The sequence below is a fragment of the Nocardioides sp. ChNu-153 genome (assembly GCF_030466625.1).
In the GTDB taxonomy this organism is placed as follows: Bacteria; Actinomycetota; Actinomycetes; order Propionibacteriales; family Nocardioidaceae; genus Nocardioides.
The window spans coordinates 119,411-138,847 of record NZ_JADEVT010000009.1; the positions used below are offsets into that span (position 1 = coordinate 119,411).

The 19,437-nt window shown below is 75.8% G+C and carries 15 protein-coding genes and 1 pseudogene; 11 read left to right on the forward strand and 5 right to left on the reverse strand.

Annotated elements, in window-relative coordinates:
• Window positions 1-182 precede the first annotated feature (182 nt).
• Window positions 183-596, forward strand: a pseudogene (locus INN71_RS12775) (putative immunity protein); the annotation flags it as partial.
• Window positions 597-821: 225 nt separating this feature from the next.
• Here the strand turns inward: INN71_RS12775 and INN71_RS12780 are convergent.
• A complete protein-coding gene (locus INN71_RS12780; RefSeq protein ID WP_277500448.1) occupies window positions 822-1,886 on the reverse strand; it encodes an NAD(P)-dependent alcohol dehydrogenase in 1,065 nt (354 codons plus the stop codon).
• 201 nt (window positions 1,887-2,087) lie between these two features.
• Between INN71_RS12780 and INN71_RS12785 the strand changes: the two genes are divergently transcribed.
• Genes INN71_RS12785 through INN71_RS12795 form a run of 3 tightly spaced genes read left to right on the forward strand, consistent with a single transcriptional unit; the run spans window position 2,088 to window position 5,067 of the window.
• The gene (locus INN71_RS12785; protein ID WP_277500447.1) at window positions 2,088-3,353 is read left to right on the forward strand and encodes a 26S protease regulatory subunit; all 1,266 of its coding nucleotides are present in this window, start codon (window positions 2,088-2,090) and stop codon (window positions 3,351-3,353) included.
• Window positions 3,350-4,636 (forward strand): tetratricopeptide repeat protein, encoded by a 1,287-nt coding sequence (locus INN71_RS12790; protein WP_277500446.1) that lies wholly within the window; start codon window positions 3,350-3,352, stop codon window positions 4,634-4,636. Before INN71_RS12785 ends, INN71_RS12790 begins: the two co-directional genes overlap by 4 nt.
• On the forward strand, window positions 4,633-5,067 hold the full coding sequence (locus INN71_RS12795; protein WP_277500445.1) for a hypothetical protein: 435 nt from the start codon (window positions 4,633-4,635) through the stop codon (window positions 5,065-5,067). Before INN71_RS12790 ends, INN71_RS12795 begins: the two co-directional genes overlap by 4 nt.
• Before the next feature lie 535 nt (window positions 5,068-5,602).
• Here INN71_RS12795 and INN71_RS12800 read toward each other — a convergent pair.
• From INN71_RS12800 to INN71_RS12810, 3 genes are all read right to left on the reverse strand, one after another.
• A complete protein-coding gene (locus INN71_RS12800) occupies window positions 5,603-6,874 on the reverse strand; it encodes an HNH endonuclease signature motif containing protein (RefSeq protein ID WP_277500444.1) in 1,272 nt (423 codons plus the stop codon).
• 216 nt (window positions 6,875-7,090) lie between these two features.
• Window positions 7,091-7,717, reverse strand: coding sequence for a bifunctional 2-polyprenyl-6-hydroxyphenol methylase/3-demethylubiquinol 3-O-methyltransferase UbiG (locus INN71_RS12805; RefSeq protein ID WP_301800715.1), 627 nt, complete (start codon window positions 7,715-7,717; stop codon window positions 7,091-7,093).
• Complete coding sequence (locus INN71_RS12810) at window positions 7,714-8,355, reverse strand: hypothetical protein (protein ID WP_277500442.1); 642 nt, start codon at window positions 8,353-8,355, stop codon at window positions 7,714-7,716. The genes INN71_RS12805 and INN71_RS12810 overlap by 4 nt, the downstream gene beginning before the upstream one ends.
• Window positions 8,356-8,537: 182 nt before the next feature.
• On the opposite strand from INN71_RS12810, the gene INN71_RS12815 reads away from it, so the two are divergent.
• The gene (locus tag INN71_RS12815; RefSeq protein ID WP_277500441.1) at window positions 8,538-9,287 is read left to right on the forward strand and encodes a VWA domain-containing protein; all 750 of its coding nucleotides are present in this window, start codon (window positions 8,538-8,540) and stop codon (window positions 9,285-9,287) included.
• Here INN71_RS12815 and INN71_RS12820 read toward each other — a convergent pair.
• A complete protein-coding gene (locus INN71_RS12820) occupies window positions 9,241-10,479 on the reverse strand; it encodes an MFS transporter (protein ID WP_277500440.1) in 1,239 nt (412 codons plus the stop codon). The two genes, INN71_RS12815 and INN71_RS12820, sit on opposite strands and share 47 nt — an antisense overlap.
• Before the next feature lie 100 nt (window positions 10,480-10,579).
• Between INN71_RS12820 and INN71_RS12825 the strand changes: the two genes are divergently transcribed.
• The 6 genes from INN71_RS12825 to INN71_RS12850 all read left to right on the forward strand — a co-directional run.
• Window positions 10,580-11,425, forward strand: a complete 846-nt coding sequence (locus INN71_RS12825; protein ID WP_277500439.1) for an aldo/keto reductase — start codon at window positions 10,580-10,582, stop codon at window positions 11,423-11,425.
• The gene (locus INN71_RS12830) at window positions 11,422-12,489 is read left to right on the forward strand and encodes an alanine racemase (RefSeq protein WP_301800717.1); all 1,068 of its coding nucleotides are present in this window, start codon (window positions 11,422-11,424) and stop codon (window positions 12,487-12,489) included. Before INN71_RS12825 ends, INN71_RS12830 begins: the two co-directional genes overlap by 4 nt.
• A 22-nt stretch (window positions 12,490-12,511) precedes the next feature.
• On the forward strand, window positions 12,512-13,210 hold the full coding sequence (locus tag INN71_RS12835) for a peptidylprolyl isomerase (RefSeq protein WP_277501619.1): 699 nt from the start codon (window positions 12,512-12,514) through the stop codon (window positions 13,208-13,210).
• An 85-nt stretch (window positions 13,211-13,295) separates the two neighbouring features.
• Window positions 13,296-15,743, forward strand: coding sequence for an aminopeptidase N (gene pepN / locus INN71_RS12840; protein WP_277501620.1), 2,448 nt, complete (start codon window positions 13,296-13,298; stop codon window positions 15,741-15,743).
• Window positions 15,744-15,826: 83 nt separating this feature from the next.
• Window positions 15,827-16,987: an exonuclease SbcCD subunit D gene (locus INN71_RS12845; protein WP_277501621.1), complete on the forward strand. Its 1,161-nt coding sequence runs from the start codon at window positions 15,827-15,829 to the stop codon at window positions 16,985-16,987.
• On the forward strand, window positions 16,984-19,437 hold a 2,454-nt coding region (locus tag INN71_RS12850), incomplete at its 3' end, for an SMC family ATPase (RefSeq protein ID WP_301800721.1). The genes INN71_RS12845 and INN71_RS12850, both read left to right, overlap by 4 nt.

Consider the following 19,437-nt stretch of genomic DNA (forward strand, 5'->3'; position numbering starts at 1 on the left):
ACGTGGGGGAGCGGGGGCCGAGCCCGCCGGGAGGCTGCGACGGGCGCGACCGGGCCTGGGAGGGAGGGGCGAAGATGATCCTGCCGGAGGTGCGGGACCCCCGCCTCGTGACCGTCCGCCGTGGCGGCACCCTGACCGACGCCGACCACCGGTCGATCGCCCTGTGAACGGCGACCTGCGCGGAGCACGTGCTGCCCCTGTTCGAGGCCGTGCGTCCGGACGACCCACGGCCGCGGGACGCCGTCGCGGCCGTACGGGCCTGGACTCGCGGCGAGCTGGCGATGATGCGGTCGCGGGCCGCCGGCGGCCACGCCATGGGCGCGGCCCGCGACCTCCGGGGCGCGGCCCGGCACGCGGCGTACGCCGCCGGTCAGGCCGGCGCCGTGGCCCACGTCGCCGAGCACGACCTGGGCGCCGCCGCCTACGCCATCAAGGCCGTGCGCGCCGCGGCCGAGGCCGCCGGCGACGACGCGCTCGCGGCGGGTCGCCGCGAGTGCCGGTGGCAGCGCGACCAGCTGCCGGCGGAGATCCGCGACCTCGTGCTCGAGGACCAGCAGCGCCGCAACGCCCTGTGCTGGTCCGTGTTCGAGGCGTGAGCAGCGAGTACGGCGGGCGTTGGCGGTCGGGAGCACTCGTCGGCGGCCCCGGCAAGCGTCTCTCGCGGGCGCCGATAACGTGCATTATGTCAACTCACGTCGGCGCGGAGGCGGGTCGTGTCGTCCCCCGCCGACGAGCTCTACTACCGCAGGGCGTCGTGCACGTCGTCGGCAGACGACAGGCCCGCGTCGTGGCCGCGCCGTTCGACCACGACGCACGTGCCGTCAGCTGCTCGCCGTACCCCGACCGTGGGGCGCGACGACGGCGCGGCCCGACAGCTCGCCGGCCTCCAGCGCGCGGTAGGCCTCGAGGGCGTCGTCGAGCGCGTAGATCTCGACCTCGGGCGTGATCTGGCCGGCGCGGTACATGTCGACCACCTCGTGCAGCTCCTCGACGGTGCCCCAGTAGGTGCTGGTCAGCTCGACCTCGTAGGGCACCTTGTAGAAGTTCCACTCGGCGGTGCCGTTGGCGATGCCGACGACGGTGACGCGGCCGCGCTGGGCGACGGTCGCCAGCGCCAGCTCGATGGTCGGGCCGGCGCCGACGAGGTCGAACACGGCGTCGACTCCCCTGCCACCCGTGATCTCGCGGATCCGCTCGGCCTGGCCGTCGCCGCCGGGGACGGTCACCGCGCCGTTCGCCTCCGCGCGGCGCATCGCCTCGGGCTTCGTGTCGGTGGCGATCACGGTGGCACCGGTCAGCGCCGTGAGGATCTGCACGGCGATCTGCCCCAGTCCCCCGAGCCCGATCACCAGTGCCGTCTTGCCGCCGCCGGCCAGCGTCGGCAGGGACTTCTTGATGGCGTGGTACGGCGTCAGGCCGGCGTCCGACAGCGGCGCGGCCGCCACGGGGTCGGCGTCGCCGAGCGGCACGAGGTTGCGCACCGGGACCGTCAGGTACTCCGCCATGCCGCCGTCCCGACCCAGCCCGGTCGCGAGGTGCGGCATCGAGGCCGCGTTCTCGCAGTACGTGTCCTGCCTGCGCGAGCAGGCACGGCAGCGACCGCAGCCCATCGGACCGTAGACCAGGAAGGCCTCGCCGACCTCGATGCCCGCGACGCCCTCGCCGAGCTCCTCGGCCCAGCCGGAGTTCTCGTGACCGAGGGTGAAGGACGGCTTCAGCTGCGCCGGGCCGAACGACTCGTCGAAGTCGCGGAAGACGGCGACGTCGGAGTGGCAGGCGCCTGCACCCGCGACCTTGAGGAGCACCTCCCCCGGACCCGGCTTCGGTCGGTCGACCTCCTTCAGGCTCGGCGTCGTCTTGTACTGGTCGAACACCACGGCCTTCATGCCAGGTCCCTCCGTCGTCCTGCGGGCGGCGCTGCTCGCCGTCCTCGGTCCTCCACGCTACGCCGGGCCCGACGAGCGATCCCGCCGCGACGGCCCCTCCGGTGGGTGGGCTCCGTCTCAGGGTCCCGGTGGCCGTTCAGGCGGGCGCCCTCGTGGTCGTCGTGCTCCCCCGGCCCACCGTCCGCGCCGCCGTCCGACACAATGCCGACGACACAGGCGACGCGCACGGACCGGGGGCTGGAGATGGCGGAGGACGACTTCCTCGAGGTGATCGAGACCGAGGTGGCGCGGGACCCGCGCAACCTGGCGCTGCGGGAGGACTTCGTCACCCTGCTGCTGCAGACCGACCCCGACCGCGCCGCGTCCGAGCTGGCCACCCTCGAGGCGCACGGCGCCGATCCCGCCCGCGTGCGCGTGCTGCGGGCCCGCGTCATGGCGGCGCGGTTGCGGGGCGGTGCCACGGCGGCGCCCGTCGAGCCCGGCCCCGTCGCGGCGGCCCCCGTCGCGCCCGCACCCCCTTCGCGGCCCGTCCCCTCCCCCGCCGACGGCGACGCTGCCGACGGCCGTGGTGCGGCACCCGGCCTGTGGGACGCGGAGCGGCCGGCCGTGACGCTGGCCGACGTCGCCGGTCTCGCCGAGGTGAAGCAGCACCTCGACGCGACGTTCCTCGCGCCGCTGCGCAACCCCGACCTGGCGGCGGCGTTCGGACAGACGCCCGGCGGTTCCCTCCTCATGTACGGCCCGCCCGGCTGCGGCAAGACGTTCATCGCCCGGGCCATCGCCGGCGACCTCGGGGCGTCGTTCCTCCACGTCACGTTGGCGGACCTGCTCAGCAGGTGGATCGGGGACAGCGAGAAGGCGATCCGCAGCGTCGTCGCCGACGCGCGGGCCGCCGCGCCCTGCGTCATCTTCCTCGACGAGTTCGACGCCCTCGGCGGCCGGCGTACCTCGGGCGGCGGCGGGTCGCAGTCGATGCGGATGATCGTGACGCAGCTCCTCGAGGAGCTCGACGGCGTGTCGAGCGTCAACGACGGGGTCTACTTCCTCGCCGCCACGAACCGGCCGTGGGACATCGACCCGGCCCTGCGTCGCCCCGGCCGCATCGACAAGACCGTCCTCGTGCTGCCCCCCGACGCCGCGGCGCGGGCCGCGATCCTGCACGGTGACCTCGCCGGCAAGCCCGCTCCCGACGTGGACGTCGACCGGGTGGCCCGTGCCACCGACGGCTTCTCGGGCGCGGACATCGCCCACGTGGTGAAGGTGGCGCTCCAGCAGGCGCTCACGGCCTCGATGCAGGCGGGCAGCGTCGTGCCCGTGACGACCGACGCGCTGCTGGCGGTCGCGGAGGGGGTCCGGCCCTCGACGGCCTCGTGGTTCGACCAGGTCGCACCCGTCCTCGAGTACGGCGTCGACGACGGCACCTTCGACCAGCTGCGGGCCTACCGCGTCCAGCGGGGCATGCGGTGAGCGCCCCGGACGACCTCGACCCGCTCGAGCGCGACGTCGACCTCGCGTGGGAGCTGTACGACGTGCAGCCCACGCACCCGGAGATCGGGCGGCTCGCGGGTCGCGTGCTGGCGCAGCAGCCGGACCGCACCGGCATCCGGATGCTGCTGGCGCTGCACCTCGAGGCGCGCGACGACATCGCCGAGGCCCGCCGGATCCTGCTGGACGTCGTCGGTCGTCGGGACCGGTTCTTCGTGGACGCGGCGCGCCGTCTGCGTGCGCTCGAGCAGCACGAGTGCGACCACGCCGAGGCCCGGCGGTGGGCGGAGGTCGTGCTGCAGGAGGAGCCGGACGGCTGGCACGACCGGATGGAGCTGGGTGCGTCGACCGCCATGGCCGGCGACCCCGTGCGCGGCTGGCGGCTGCTCGACGAGGCGGTCGCGCACTGCGCACGGACCGACGCCGACGACCTGCGGCACGCGCTGGCCAGCCGCGCGCTGTCGCTGTTCCAGAGCTTCGCTCCCCCGGAGCGGTTCGTCCCGGCGGCCGAGGAGGCCATGCGGGCCGACCCCTCCAGCGAGATCGTGGGCGGCCCGCTCATCTGGGCGTACGTCCACCAGGGCCGGTTCGACGAGGCCGAGGAGCTGGCGTCGCGCCTGCTCCGCCTGGACCCGACCGACGGCCTGGCCGGCGGAGCGCTCCAGATGATCCGCGACACGCGCGCCGCCGCGGAGAAGCACGAGATGACCCTCGCCGACGTGCACGCCGCCGGGCTGGTCGCGGCGGCCTGGTCGCACATGCGGGCCCAGGTGCTGGGGACCGACCTGGCCTCCGCGCTGGCCGCCCTCGAGACGGTGCTGCCCCCCGACCTGCGGGCCGCGCTGCGCCCGCCGCTGGACGAGGAGGCGGCCCGTTCGCTGTCGGGTGAGCGGGAGATCGCCACCTGGCACGACGGGCAGGAGCCGGGCACGGGAGCGCTGTGGGGCCCGGCGGGGGGCGGCTTCCGCCTCCTGTCGGGTGCCGAGGTGACGGCGATGGACGAGGCGATCGAGGCCGAACCGGACGCGTGGCCCGAGTGGCCGCAGGACTCCCTGGAGGACTACTACTCCCAGGTGATGACCGACGACGCGGGCGGCTACCTGGTCGCGACGCTCGGCGACGTCGTCGTGCGCCGCACCGGCGCGGACGACGTCCACGTGGCACCGAGCCTCGCCGACTGGTTCTGGGACCGGGTGTCCGACCTCGGGGGACGCGACCCGCGCCCGCGGGTGCAGGACGACGACGACGCAGGGGGAACGACATGAGTGCCGAGACCGGGGAACCCACCGAGCTGGACCGCCTCGACGCCGCGGTGCGGGCGGCGCCCGCCGGGGACACGTCCGCGCAGATCGCGCTGTGGCAGCACGTCAGCCGGCTGCCGCAGTGGTTCTTCATCGCGCGCGGGTCGGCCGAGCAGCCCCGGCCGTACGGCGTGGCGTTCGACCAGGGGCCCGTGGTCTGCCTCTACAGCAGCGCCGACCGGGCGAGGGACGCGGCGCGCGCACTCGGACTGGCCGACGGGGCGGGCGACGTGGCGCTGTACGCCGTACCGCTGCCAGCCGCCATCGACTACGTCGCCGCCTTCCAGCAGGTGGGCGTCTTCGGCGTGGCCCTCGACCACCCCCAGCTGGGTCACTGGATCCCGCTGGCCAACCTCGGGATGCTCAAGAGCTGGCTCGGCGGGTCCCCCGGATGAGTGCGGGCTGATCCCGGGCTCGAGGTGGGCGCGCCGCCGTTCCGGTGCTCGAGGTGGGCGCGCCGTTCCGGTGGTTGAGGTGGGCGCGCCGTTCCGGTGGTTGAGGTGGGCGCGCCGCCGTTCCGGTGGTTGAGGTGGGCGCGCCGCCGTTCCGGTGGTTGAGGTGGGCGCTCTAGCGCCCCTCGAAACCACGAGGGGCACCCCGGGCGTGGTTTCGAGGGGTTGCCAGAGCAACCCACCTCAACCACCGATGGATCCGACGGTCGAGGTGGGCGCGCCGTCGTTCCGGTGGTCGAGGTGGGCGCGCCGCCGTTCCGGTGGTCGAGGTGGGCGCGCCGTCGTTCCGGTGGTTGAGGTGGGCGCTCTAGCGCCCCTCGAAACCACGAGGGGCACCCCGGGCCTGGTTTCGAGGGGTTGCCAGAGCAACCCACCTCAACCACCGACGGGTCCGACGGTCGAGGTGGGCGCGCCGCCGTTCCGGTGGTCGAGGTGGCCGCGCTGGCGCCCCTCGAGACCACCCTGGGGCGGGTGCTGCTCAGTTCCGCCGGGTGAACCTGAGCTTGCCGGTGCCGAGGGTCTCGGTGAGGTAGATCGGGTCGTGGGCGACGCGGTGGTGGCGCCCGCACAACAACCGTCCGCGGTCGACGGACGTCGCGCCGCCGCGTGACCACGGGTCGTCGTGGTGGGCCTCGCACCAGTGCGGTGGGGCGTCACAGTCCTCGGCGGTGCAGCCGCCGTCTCGCAGGATCATCGCGATCCGTTGGGGTTTGGTGTGGAACCGTGCGGCCCGTCCGACGTCGAGCACCTCACTCTTCGTGCCGAGCACGGCCGGGATGAGGTCGGCGCTGCAGGCGAGGCGTCGGGCTTCGCCGGGTGAGATGCGGTGGCCGGTGTCGAGTGACGCCGCTGCGAGTCCGCCGGTGAGCGTGTCGACCTGCATGGTGACCACGACCGTCGCCCCGGCACCAGCAGCGTCCGGGAGGTTGGCGTCGCGCATCCGCTCGATGAGCTCGACGAACGCCTGGCCGCGCCGCTCCCGCGCGGGCCGAGCGTCGACCGTGTCGACGGTGCCGTCGTCGGCGCCGTCGAGGGCCCCAGTGCGGAGGTGGCTTCGCCGGGGTGAGGCGATTGCATCGAGCATCTTCGCGAACATCGCCCCGTGCATCTCCGGCACCGTGAACCGGCCGTGGACACAGCCCTGACCGTCCTCGCGCATCGTCAACCGCACCTTCGCGGCGGCTTCCCGTTCCTCCTGGGCGAGCAGTTCCGCCTCACGGGCCTCCCCGACAGCGGGGGCGACGACGTCGAGGATCCGGCGGCCCAGCACCCGCAGGGCCTTGGCGTCGTGCTCACGGGCGAACCCGACCAGCGTCCGCTCGGCCTCCGTTCGAACATCCACGTCGAGGTCGTCGCCGAGGTCGTCCAGCGCCCGCACGATCACTTCAGTCTGGCCGGGCGAGACCGCACCGAGCGCGCCCGCGGCGGCGAGGGCGTCGTACCGCTCGTCCACCGCAATTGCGGTGCGGACGCGGCGGTGGGCCTCCGCCCGGGTCACTTGGGTGGCGTTCGCAAACCAGACTGCGGTCGACGGAGCGCCCGTGGCGTCCTCGACGCGCACCTCGGTGGCGTGGGTCAACAACCGCGACTGCAGCGCGGCAAGACGGTGCGCAGCCCGCTCGAGCTCGACCACTGCGGCACCCGTCTCGATGGGGCCGAGCGTCAGCAGACCCAGGTCGAAGCCGTCGTCGAGGTCGGCGTGCAGACGCGCAGCGACCCCGGCGAGCGGGTGCAGCGCGGTCTCGGTCATGGACCCATCACAACAGCGACCACCGACATTCCCGACCGGATCGGGAGTTGTCCACAGGAGGAGTTTCCGCAGGTCAGCCTCTGCTTGTGCCAGCTCCGGCACGCCTCGGACGTGGTTTCGAGGGCCGCTAGCGCGGCCACCTCAACCACCAGCGGGCGCGGCCACCTCAACCACCAGCGGGCGCGGCCACCTCGACCACCGGCCCCGCCCCCGCCGCTACGACCGCCAGGTCGCCACGACGTACCCGGGGTCGGCCTCCGGCAGCGGCTCGCGCGCCCACCCACCCCACCGCTCCCCTGCCCGCAGGCCGGCGGCGGCCATGGCCGCGTCGACGGACGCCAGCGGCGTCGCGGGGCAGCCGGCCGGGAGGTGGGCGGCGTCGAGCCCGAACCCGGCCACGAGCACCCCGTCGGGGGCCACGTGCTGCGCCAGCGCAGCGCAGGCGCCGTCCAGCGTGCCCGGCTCGAGCAGGGGCAGCACGTTGCCGGCGAGCACCACGGCGTCGAACACGACGCCGAGGTCGAGGGTGGCCAGGTCGGCCACCCGCCAGTCGTGCTCCGGCGCCTCGGCGCGCGCCACCTCGACCATCGCGGCGTCGACGTCGCAGCCGACGACGTCGTACCCGTCGGCGGCGAGCCGCACCGTCAGGCGACCGGTGCCGCACCCCGCGTCGAGCACGCGCGCGGGCCCCGGCACGAGCGCGCGCACCAGGGCGGCCTCGCCGTGCACGTCGCCGCCGTCGCGCTCGATCGCCCGGAACCGCTCGGCGTAGGCCCGGGCGTAGTCGTCACCGGCCTGCGCGCGGGCCACGCGCTGCCACAGGGTCGGGTCGGCGCCGCTCACTTGCTGGCGGACGTCCAGTTCATGCCCCACCCGTAGGCCTTGTCGAGCTCGGGCTGCCACCCCGCGACGTACTGCACCTCGCGGCGCACGCCGAGCGAGCCGCCCTCGTTCGTCAGCAGCGCGATGGCGCAGAACCGCTTGTCCGCGGCCGGCTCGTCGAGACGCACCTCGATGGGGGCGGCGCCGCCCGCCGGGTACAGCGTCACGACGCCGTCGGCCGCCGCCCAGTTCGGGGCACCCTCGTAGATGTAGGCGAACACCAGGACGCGGCGGATCTGGTCGAGCCGGTCGAGGTTGACCACCAGGTTCTCGCCCCCGGTGCTCGTGCCGCTCCGGTCGTCGCCGTCGAGCAGCACGTACGGCGGCTGGTGCAGGTTGCCGAACGCGTTGCCGAGCGCCTGCACGACGCCCTTGCTGCCGTCCGTGGTCTCCCACAGGCAGCCGAGGTCGAGGTCGACGGCCGACGCGCCGCCGAGGGCGCGCTTGAGGAACCCCTTCGCGGGCGCGGGCTGCGACCAGTTCAGGTTGATCCGCATCTGGCCGCCGGCACCGGCACCCTTGCTCAGCGAGATGCTCGGCGCCGACTTCGTCAGCGTGATCTTCGACAGGCTGACCCCGCCCGGCTGCTGCTCCACCACTCCTGGCTCCCCTCGTCGGCCGCGGCACGCGTGGCCACGCTCCCCCGGCGACACTACCGGCCGCCTCCCCCGTTTCCGCCGGGCCGGGACGGGGCAGGACGGGCCCGGCCCGCCGCACCCGACGGGACCTCCGCGGCCCGGTCCACCCGACCGGCGCCGGACGCACCCGAGAGAGGCAGCACATGGTCGACCTGACGAAGCGGACGGACACGGCGCAGGGGGCGATCATCTCCCTGCTCAAGCGCGAGGCGGACAAGGGCATCGACCTGGGCGAGGTCAGCGCCCGCGTGGTCGTGGCCATCGACTACTCGGCGTCGATGACCGCCCGCTACGAGAACGGCGAGGTGCAGGACCTCGTGGAGCGCGTGCTCGCGCTCAGCCTCGCGGGCCTCGACGACGACGGCGACATCCAGGTGCACTTCTTCCACAACGCCGCGTTCGACGTCGAGGTCGTCGACTCGTCGTCGTACGTCGGGTTCGTCGACCGCTGGCGCTCCGGTCGCCCCATGGGCGGCACCAACTACGGCGACGTCATCAAGAACGTGCTCGCGGAGGCCGGCCACGGCAAGGCGGGGCTCGGCAAGCGGCTGTTCGGCGGCCGGAAGGCGGCGCCCTCGTCGTCGGGTCCGGCCACCCTCCCCACGCTCGTCCTCTTCGTCACCGACGGCGAGCCGTTCGACAAGGCGGCCGCCAGGAAGCTGCTCGCGGAGGCGTCCGACAAGCCGGTCTTCTGGCAGTTCCTCGGCCTCGGCTACTCCCCCACGTTCCTCTCCGACCTCGACACCATGGGCGGGCGCGTGGTGGACAACGTGGGCCTGACCTCGATGTCGAGCTCGAAGGGCACCCCCGACGAGCAGTGGTTCCACTCGGTGCTCGAGGAGTACGTCACGAGCTGGGTGCCCGCGGCCCGTCGGGCCCAGATCCTGGCGTGACGTCCCGTGGCGGTCGCTGCCCGGCCACCACGGCGGCGACCGCCACGACGACGAGCCCCGCGACGACGAGCAGGGTCGCGGGCCAGCCGCGGTCGTCGTACACGTGGCCGGCGGCCCAGCCCACGAGGGCGGTCCCCGCCAGCCACGACAGCTGGTAGAGCGCCGTCGACTGCGCCCGGCCGACGCTCGCCAGCTGCCCCGACAGGGCGCTGGTGACCGGGTGGGCGAGGAAGATGCCGACCGTGAAGACCGCCAGGCCGAGCACCACCACGACGAGGTGGTCGGCGGCCAGCAGCGGTAGCGCGACGAGCACCGCCGCTCCCCCGCACGCGACCACGCGGGGCGCCCCGTGGCGACGGGCCAGGACACCGCTGGTGCGGCTGGCGACGGTGCCGAACACGTAGACCGCGAAGAGCAGGCTCACCCAGGTCACCGGCACGCCGAAGGGCGGTCCGCTCACCCGGAACCCGACGTAGTTGTAGACCGTCGCGAACGCGCCCATGAGGCAGAACCCCGCCAGGTACGTCGTGGCGAGGGCGGGGGTGCGCAGGTGCCGCGCCGCGCGCCGCACCGCGGAGACCCGGTCGGTCGGCGGCCGGAATCCCCGCGGCACCGGCACGACCCGCCAGAAGACGACCGTGGAGCCGGCGCAGACGACCGCGACGGCCAGCAGCCCCGCCCGCCACCCGACCGCCTCGGACACGGGGCCGGCGACCAGGCGGCCGACGATGCCGCCGATGGTGTTCCCGGCGATGTAGGTGCCGGCCGCGACCGGCACCCACGCCCGGCTCACCTCCTCGTTGAGGTAGGCCATGGCCACGGCGGGCACCGCGCCGAGCGCCACGCCCGTCAGCGCGCGCAGGGCGATGACCGCGCCCAGCCCCGGCACGAGGGGTGCGACGAGCGAGAGCACCGTCGCCGCGGTCAGCGACCACGCCATCGCCCGCGTGCGACCCACCCGGTCCGACACGGCCGCCCACACCAGCACCGAGGCCGCGAGCCCCGTGGTGGTCGCCGAGACCGACAGCGCCGCCGTGGCCGGGGCGACGTCGAGGTCACGGGCCAGCGCGGGCAGCACGGCCTGGGCGTCGAAGATCTGCGCGAACGTCGCGAACCCCGCCGCGAACAGCGCCAGCACCACCCGGCGGTAGTCCTCGTCCCCGCGGTCGTGGCCCTCGAACGTCGCCGTCACCCCCGCATCATCGGTCCCCCGGGCGCCCGCCCGACGCCGGCCCCGACCGTGGACTGCGCCTGCGGACCGCCCCGTGGGCCACCGCCGTAGGTTGAGGCGCATGACGACGACCGACGTCCCGACCCACACGCTCAACGACGGCACCACCCTGCCGGCGGTGGGCTTCGGCACCTACCCGCTGCGCGGCGACGAGGCCGTCCGCGGCGTGCGCTCGGCCCTCGAGGTGGGCTACCGGCTCATCGACACGGCCGTGAACTACGAGAACGAGGAGGCGGTCGGCGAGGCGCTGCGCACCAGCGGCCTCGACCGCGAGGCCTACCAGGTCACGAGCAAGATCCCCGGGCGCCACCACGCCTACGACGACGCCGTCGCCAGCGTGGAGGGCAGCCTGCGCCGCCTCGGGCTCGACCACCTCGACCTGCAGCTCATCCACTGGCCCAACCCGGGCCGCGACCAGTACGTCGAGGCGTGGCGGGCGCTCGTCGACCTGCGCGAGCGCGGCCTCGTGCGCTCCATCGGGGTCTCCAACTTCACCGAGCAGCACGTCGAGCGGATCGTCGACGCCACCGGCGTCGCCCCGAGCGTGAACCAGGTGGAGCTGCACCCCTACTTCCCGCAGGAGGCGCTGCGCCGGGCCCACGAACGGTGGGGCGTCCTCACCGAGGCCTGGAGCCCGCTCGCCCGCGTCGGTGACCTCGCCGACGAGCCGGCCGTGATCGGGCCCGCCGAGCGCCTCGGCGTCGACCCCGCGGCGGTCGTGCTCCGCTGGCACGTGCAGATCGGGTCGCTGCCCATCCCGAAGTCGGCCTCGCCGGAGCGCCAGCGCAGCAACCTCGACGTCCTCGCCTTCACGCTCAGCGACGAGGAGGTGGCCGCGCTCACCGCGCTCGGTCGCCCCGACGGCCGCATCTTCGACGCCGACCCCGAGACGCACGAGGAGCTGTGAGCGGCGCCCCCGCGACGCCGTACCTCGCCGTCGACGGCGAGCGGCTCGCCCGCAACCTGGCCCGCATGCACGGGGCCGCCGCCGACCTCGGCGTGCGGCTGCGTCCCCACACCAAGACCCACAAGTCGCCCGTGCTGGCGCGGCTGCAGCTCGAGGCCGGTGCGCAGGGCATCACGGTGGCCACCGTCGGCGAGGCCGAGGTGTTCGTGGCGGCCGGGTTCGACGACGTGCTCGTGGCCTACCCGCTGTTCGTCGACGCCGAGCGCGGCCGGCGGCTGCGCGTCCTCGCCGAGCGGGCGCGGATCACCGTGGGCGTCGACTCCGTGGAGGGGGTACGCCGGGTGGCCGCCCACGCGCCCGACGTCGCCGTGCACGTCGAGCTCGACTCCGGGCACCACCGGACGGGGGTGCTCCCCCACGAGGCGGTGGCGGTCGTGGGCGCCGCCGTCGAGGCCGGCCTGGAGGTCGCGGGCGTCTTCACCTTCCCCGGGCACAGCTACGCCCCCGGGGCCGGCCCCTCCGCCGCGGTGGCCGAGGCCGAGACGCTGGCCGCCGCGGCCGACGCGCTGGCGGCCGCGGGCCTGCCGTGCCCGGTGCGCAGCGGCGGGTCCACGCCCAGCCTCGGCGCGAGCCTCGCGCGGGGGCCCGAGGCCGCGGGCACCGCGCTGCCCGACGAGCTACGTCCGGGGGTCTACCTGTTCGGCGACGCCCAGCAGTGGGAGCTCGGCCACCACGAGCCGGAGGACGTGGCCCTGACGTGCGTGGCGACGGTGGTCAGCCACGCGGGCGGCCGGGTGGTGCTCGACGCCGGCAGCAAGGTGCTCGGGGCGGACCGTGCCCCGCACGCGACCGGGTGGGGGCGCCTGCCCGCCGACCCCGACGCCCGCGTCGTGCTGCTCTCGGAGCACCACGCCGTGGTGGAGACCGGCGGCGGCCCCCTGCCGGCGGTCGGCTCCCGCGTCGAGGTGGCGCCCAACCACGTGTGCGCGGCCGTCAACCTCGTCGACACCCTCTGGGTGGACGGCGCGCCCCTCGCCGTGGAGGCCCGCGGTCGCAACAGCTGAGGGTCCCCCTAGGCTCGGACGCATGAGCCGAGCCAGCACCCGCGCCCTGTCGATCGCCGCCGTCCTCGCCCTCCCGCTCCTCGCCGCCTGCGGCTCGGACGCCGAGGAGGGCTCGAGCGGGTCGGGCTCGCAGGAGTCGACGGACGCCACCGGTGTCACCGACGGCACGTGCTCCTACGAGGAGTCCGGCGAGGCCGCCCGCCCCGTGGACCTGCCGCCGGCCGAGCCGACCATCACCACCCCGACGCCCGCCGTCATCTCCACCTCGAACGGCGACCTCGACGTCACGCTGAACGGCGACACGACGCCGTGCACCGTCAACTCCTTCGTCTCGCTGGCCGAGCAGGGCTTCTACGACGACACGCCGTGCCCGCGCATCACCACGACGCCCGGCTTCGAGGTCCTGCAGTGCGGCGACCCGTCGGGCACGACGGCCGGGGGCCCCGGCTACTCCTACGCCGACGAGCTGAGCGGCGACGAGACCTACGCCGCGGGCACGCTGGCCATGGCGAACTCGGGCCCCGACACCCAGGGCTCGCAGTTCTTCATCGTGTACGGCGACACGCAGCTCTCCCCCGACTACACGGTCTTCGGCACGGTCGACCCCGCCGACCTGGGTGTCATCGAGGAGATCGCCGAGGCCGGGGACGACGGCTCCAACCCGGCCGGCGGCGGGGCGCCCAACACGCCTGTCGACATCGTCTCGGTCACGGTCGGCTGACGACCGGCGCCGGCCGCTGCCGCGTCGTACGCCGCCCGACCCGCCCCACCCCGCCACGGCGCTCACCCCTCGTAGGGTGAGCGCCGTGAGCGTTCCCGGAGCCAGCACGTCCCTGCGTCGCGACGAGGCCGAGCGGAGGGCGGAGCTGCTCGACGTCACCGGCTACGAGGTCGAGCTCGACCTGGCCGCCGACGAGGCCACCTTCCCCTCGCGCACCACCATCACCTTCACCAGCGCGGGCGGCCAGACGTTCGTCGACGTCAAGCCCGTCGCGCTGCGCCGGGCCACCCTCAACGGCACCGACCTCGACCCCGCCACCCTCCACGCCGGGCGGCTGCCGCTGCCCACCGAGGCGGGCGAGAACGTGCTCGTCGTCGACGCGGTGATGGCCTTCCGCACCGACGGCGAGGGCCTGCACCACCACACCGACCCCGCCGACGGCCGGCGCTACGTCTACGGCATGAGCTTCATGGACGCGGCCCCCAGTGTCTTCGCGTGCTTCGACCAGCCGGACCTCAAGGCGCCGTACACCCTCACCGTCCGGGCGCCGGTCGACTGGACGGTCACGGCCAACGCGCCGGGCACGCAGGCCGAGCCCGGCCTGTGGCGCTTCGAGCGCAGCGCCCCGCTCGCGACGTACTTCGTCACCGTCGTCGCGGGCCCGTACCACCACGTGCGGGTCTCCCACGACGGCATCCGGCTGGGCCTGTCGTGCCGGCAGAGCATCGCGCCCCACCTCGACGCCGACGCCGAGGAGCTGCTGACCGTCACGCGGCAGTGCTTCGACGAGTTCCACCGGTTGTTCGGGATCCGCTACCCGTTCGGCGACTACCACCAGGCGTTCGTGCCGGAGTTCAACGCGGGCGCGATGGAGAACCCGGGCTGCGTGACGTTCCGCGACCCGCTGGTCTTCACCAGCCGCGTCACCCGCGGGGCGCGCATCCAGCGCGCCGTCACCGTCGCCCACGAGATGGCCCACCAGTGGTTCGGCAACCTCGTCACGCCCCGGTGGTGGGACGACCTGTGGCTCAACGAGTCCTTCGCGGAGTACATGGGCAACCGCGTCACCGCCGACGTCACCGAGTACGGCGACACGTGGGTCCACAACGCCCACCGCCGCCGGCAGTGGGGCCTCGTCGCCGACCAGCGCCCGAGCACGCACCCGGTCGCCGGCAACGGCGCCGTGGACGCCGCCGGCGCGCTGCAGGACTTCGACGGCATCTCCTACTCCAAGGGCTCGAGCGTGCTCAAGCAGCTCGCCGCCCTCGTCGGGGACGACGTGTTCCTCGCCGGCGCCGTCGACCACTTCACCCGGCACCGTTTCGGCAACGCCACCATGCACGACCTGCTCGGGTCGTGGGAGCGGGCCGGGGCGGGCGACCTGACGGGCTTCGTCGACGGCTGGCTCCGCGCGCCCGGCGTCGACGAGCTGCGCCTCGACCGGGCCGCCGGCACCCTGCGGCGGGTGCCCCCGGCCGCCCACCCGGCGGAGCGCACCCACGCCCTGCGGGTGGCGAGCGCCGCCCCCGGCGACGCGACGTGGCGGGTCGACGAGGTCGTGCTGGGCGGGGAGGGCGCGTCGTACGACGTGGGGCCCGACGCCGCGGTGGTCGTCGACGCCTACGAGGACACCTGGTCGTGGTCGGCGCCCGACGCCGCGACGCTGGCGGCCCTGCCCGACCTGCTGCCGCGCACGACCGACCCGATGCTGCGGGCCGGGATCTGGAACGCGCTGCGCAGCGGCGTGCACGCCGGCGCCGTCGACCCCGCCGACGCGCTCACCGTCGTCGCGGCCGGCCTGCCGTCGGAGCGCGACGACGACGGGGTGAGCATCGTGACCGGGTGGGCGCTGGGCCGGCTCCGCGCCGTCGTCGCGGACCCCGACGACCTCGAGGCGCGGGTCCGGGCCGCCGCCGACGCCGTCGTGCGCGACGCCGAGCCCGGCAGCACCGTGCAGCTGGCGGCCTTCGGTGCGGTCGTGGCCGCGACCGCGGACGAGGCGCTGCTGCGCTCCTGGCTCGCCGGCGCCGACCTGCCGCCCGGGGTCGAGCTCGACGAGGCGCTGCGCTGGCGGGTGCTGGTGCGGCTCGCGGTGCGCGGCGCCACCGACGCCGACGCGCTCGACGCCGCGCTGGCCGACGCCCCCTCCGCGGTGGCCCGCACCGAGCACGCCCGGGCCCGGGCCTCGCTGCCCACCACGGCGGCGAAGGAGTGGGCCTGGGCACGGTTCACCGGTGAGGCCCGGGTCGCCAACTACGAGGTGGAGGCCGCCGGCCTCGGCCTGTGGCAGCGCGGCCAGGAGCACCTCACGGAGCCGTACGTCGAGCGCTACCTCACCGGCCTGCCCGCCGCGGCGGAGGTGTTCTCGGGCTGGCTGCTCGGCGACGTGGCGGAGGCCTTCTTCCCGCTGACAGCCCGCCGCACCGACGTGCTCGAGCGGGTACGCCGGCTCGCGGCCCAGGAGGAGCTGCCCGGCGCCGTGCGCCGCCGGGTCGGCGACATGGCCGACGAGCTGGCGCGCCGGATCGGCTGACGGGGCCACGGCGGCGGGGTGGCCCCGCCCACCTCGCGGCGTGGGTCCGCGGGACTGTCGGCGGGCCCACCTAGGTTCGTCCCGTGCGCATCCTCCACACCTCCGACTGGCACCTGGGCCGCTCGTTCCACCGGGCCGACCTGCTGGGTGACCAGGCGACGTTCGTCGACCACCTGGTCGCCGTCGTCGAGGAGGAGGCGGTCGACCTGGTGGTCGTGGCCGGCGACGTCTACGACCGGGCCCTGCCGCCGGTCGACGCGGTGCGCCTGGCCGACGAGGCGATCGCGCGGCTCGCGGCGTCGCGGGCCCGGGTCGTCGTCACGAGCGGCAACCACGACTCCGCCCGGCGTCTCGGCTTCGGCGCCCGGGTGATGGACGCGGCCGGCGTCCACGTCCGCACCGACCCGGCGCAGGTGGGCGTGCCGGTGCTGGTGCCCGACGCCGACGGCGCCGTGGCCGTCTACGGCCTCCCCTACCTCGACCCCGACGCGGTGCGCGAGCCGTGGGCCCTGCCCGCGCGTTCCCACGAGGCGGCGCTCGGCGAGGCGATGCGCCGCGTGCGGGCCGACCTGGCGGGTCGTCCGGGCACGCGCTCGGTCGTTCTGGCCCACGCCTTCGTGGCCGGCGCGCAGCCGAGCGAGTCGGAGCGGGACATCTCGGTCGGCGGCGTGCAGCGCGTGCCCGTGCCCGTCCTCGACGGCGTGGACTACGTGGCGATGGGCCACCTGCACGCCAGCCACGTGCTGACCGACCGGGTGCGCTACTCGGGCTCCCCGCTGGCCTACTCGTTCTCCGAGGCGGGCCGCGAGAAGGGCTCGTGGCTCGTCGACCTCGCCGCCGACGGCGCCGTGGCCGCCACCTTCCTGCCCACCCCGGTCCCCCGGCCGCTGGCCCGCCTGCGGGGCACCTTGGCCGAGCTCCTGGCCGACCCGTCGCTGGCCGAGCACGAGGCCGCCTGGGTCGAGGCCACCCTCACCGACCCCGAGCGGCAGCGGGGGGCGATGGAGCGGCTGCGTCGCCGCTTCCCGCACGCCCTGGTGCTGACCCACGAGCCCGTTGGTGGCGCCGCCCCGGCCGCGCCGCACCGGCCGGTGGCCGGGCGCAGCCCCCACGACGTCACCCTCGACTTCGTGCGCCACGTCCGCGGGTCCGACGCCTCCGCCGACGAGGCCGCGCTCCTGGCCTCCGCGTGCGAGGCCTGCACCGGCGACGCCGACGCCACCCGGGAGGCCGCGGCCGGATGAGGCTCCACGACCTCACGGTGACGGCCTTCGGCCCGTTCGCCACCACCGTCACCGTCGACCTCGACGACCTCGCCTCCGACGGGCTGTTCCTGCTCTGCGGGCCGACCGGGGCCGGCAAGTCGAGCGTCCTCGACGCCATCTGCTTCGCCCTCTACGGGCAGGTCCCGGGCGAGCGCAGCACGGCGCGGCACCTGCGCAGCGACGGCGCGGCGCCCGACATCGCCCCGCGCGTCGTGCTCGAGGCGACGCTGTCGGGTCGCCGGTTCCGGTTCACCCGCAGCCCCGCCTGGGAGCGCCCGAAGAAGCGCGGCGCGGGCACGACGACGCAGCAGGCCAGCGCGCTCGTCGAGGAGCGCGTCGACGGCACGTGGTCCCACCTGACGGGGCGCATCGACGAGGCCGGCCAGCTGGTGACCCGGCTGCTCGGGCTCACCATGGCGCAGTTCTGCCAGGTCGTGCTGCTGCCCCAGGGCGAGTTCCAGCGCTTCCTGCGGGCCGGCGCCGACGACCGCCAGCGCCTCCTGCAGAGCATCTTCCGCACGAGCCGGTACGCCGAGGTCGAGCGCTGGCTCACCGACCGCCGGCGCGCCCTGCGCCAGGAGTCGCTCGACGCCCTGGTCGCGGTGCGGAGCACCGTGCACCGCCTCAGCGAGGCCGGCCACGTGGCGTTCCCCGACCACCTCGTCCTCGACGACCCGTCGGGCAGCCCCGCCGCCGTCCCGTCGGACGGTGCCGAGGAGAGCGCGGGGGGCGACCCGGGGGACGGCACGGGCACCGACGCCCTGTCCGCGTGGGCGGGCACCCTCGTCACGGACTCCGCCACCGCCGCGGCCGCCGCCGACCGCCACCGCGCCCACGCCGAGGACGCCCTCGCGTCGGCGGCGTCCACCCTCGCCGCCGCGGAGGCCGTGACGGCCCTGCGGGAGCGCCACGCCCGCGCCGCGGCCGCGGCTGCGGCCCTGGCCGACGAGCAGGCCGGGGTCGACGCAGCCCGGGCGGAGCGGGACGCCGCGGTCCGGGCCGCCCCGGCGCGGGCCCTGGTGGGTGCCCACGACCGGGCCGCCCGTGCGCTCACCCGGGCGGAGGCGTCGGCGGACGCCGCCCTGCGGGCGGTGGGCACGGCCGCGCACCTCGTCACCGGCACCCTCGAGCTCGACTTCGGCGACGGCTCGCCGGCCGGGACGCCGGAGGTCGACGCAGCCACGGCCCGCCGGGCTCTCGACGACGTCGTGGGTCGCCGCCACCGGTGCGAGGCCGTCGCGGGCCACGACACGACGCTGGGGCGCCTGCGGGCCGCGGCGACCACCCGCGACGCCGAGCTGCGCGCGGTGGACGAGGAGGTGGCGGCCCTCGAGGCCGAGGCGCGCGACCTGCCGGCCCGCCTCGTCACGCTCCGCGACGAGGTCGCGGCGGGCGTGGGCGCCGTCGAGGCGATCACGACCACCCGCGGCCGCCAGGGCGAGGTCCGGGCCGGGCTCGAGGCCGCGCGACGGGCGGGCGAGCTCACCGCGACCCTCGCCGTGGCCGAGCAGGACCTGCTCGACGCCACCGCCCGCACGCAGCGCGGCCGCGAGCGGCTCCTCGACCTCCGCGAGGCCCGCCTGGAGGGCATGGCCGCCGAGATCGCGCAGGGCCTCGCCGTCGGCGGCGCCTGCCCGGTGTGCGGCTCCTGCCAGCACCCGGAGCCCGCCCGCCGGGCGCACGACGCCCCCGACGCCGCCGCCGAGAAGCAGGCGCGCAGCGCCCTCGACGACGCCGAGGTCGAGCAGCAGGCGTACGCCGACCGCGTCCGCACGTTGCGCGAGCAGCTGGCCCGCGCCCGGGAGGCGGCCCAGGACCGCCCCGTGGACCGGTGGCGCACCGAGGGCGAGGACCTCGCCCGTACCCTGACCGCCCTGACCGCCGAGGTCGCCGCGCTCCCGGCCGCCCGCGCCGCGCTCGCCCGCGCGGAGGAGCGGCAGGCCTCGCTCGGCGACGAGCTGCGCCGGCTCGAGGGGCGCCGCTCGGCGCTCGCCGCCGCCGCGACGGCCGACGCCGCCCGCGCCGACGAGCTGCACCGCGCCCTGCGGGGGCTGCTCGTGGCCGAGGACGCGCCCGACGTCGCGACGGCACTGGCCGCGCTGCGGCGCGACGAGGAGCGCTGGACCCGCGCGCTCGAGGCGGTCGAGCACCGCGAGCGGGCCCGTGCCGCGGTCGCCGAGAGCGACGAGGCGGCGCGCGCCGAGGCCGCCGCGTGCGGGTTCTCCACCCTGGCGGAGGTGGAGGCCGCCGCCCGCACGCCGGAGCAGGTCGCCGCGCTCGAGGCCCGCGTGCGCGCCCACGACGACGCGGTGGCGGCGACGGGGGCCGCGGTGGCGGACCCCGAGCTGCGGGCCGCCGCCGCGGCTCCCGCTCCGGACGTCGACGCCGCCCGCACGACCCACGGCGCCGCGGACGCCGCGGCGGCCGCC

Excerpts from the sequence above, each read along its gene's own strand:
- INN71_RS12780 (WP_277500448.1), bottom strand. The coding sequence starts at position 1,886 with ATGAAGGCCGTGGTGTTCGACCAGTACAAGACGACGCCGAGCCTGAAG.
- INN71_RS12785 (WP_277500447.1), top strand. The coding sequence starts at position 2,088 with ATGCCGACGACACAGGCGACGCGCACGGACCGGGGGCTGGAGATGGCG.
- INN71_RS12795 (WP_277500445.1), top strand. The coding sequence starts at position 4,633 with ATGAGTGCCGAGACCGGGGAACCCACCGAGCTGGACCGCCTCGACGCC.
- INN71_RS12800 (WP_277500444.1), bottom strand. The coding sequence starts at position 6,874 with ATGACCGAGACCGCGCTGCACCCGCTCGCCGGGGTCGCTGCGCGTCTG.
- INN71_RS12815 (WP_277500441.1), top strand. The coding sequence starts at position 8,538 with ATGGTCGACCTGACGAAGCGGACGGACACGGCGCAGGGGGCGATCATC.
- INN71_RS12825 (WP_277500439.1), top strand. The coding sequence starts at position 10,580 with ATGACGACGACCGACGTCCCGACCCACACGCTCAACGACGGCACCACC.
- INN71_RS12835 (WP_277501619.1), top strand. The coding sequence starts at position 12,512 with ATGAGCCGAGCCAGCACCCGCGCCCTGTCGATCGCCGCCGTCCTCGCC.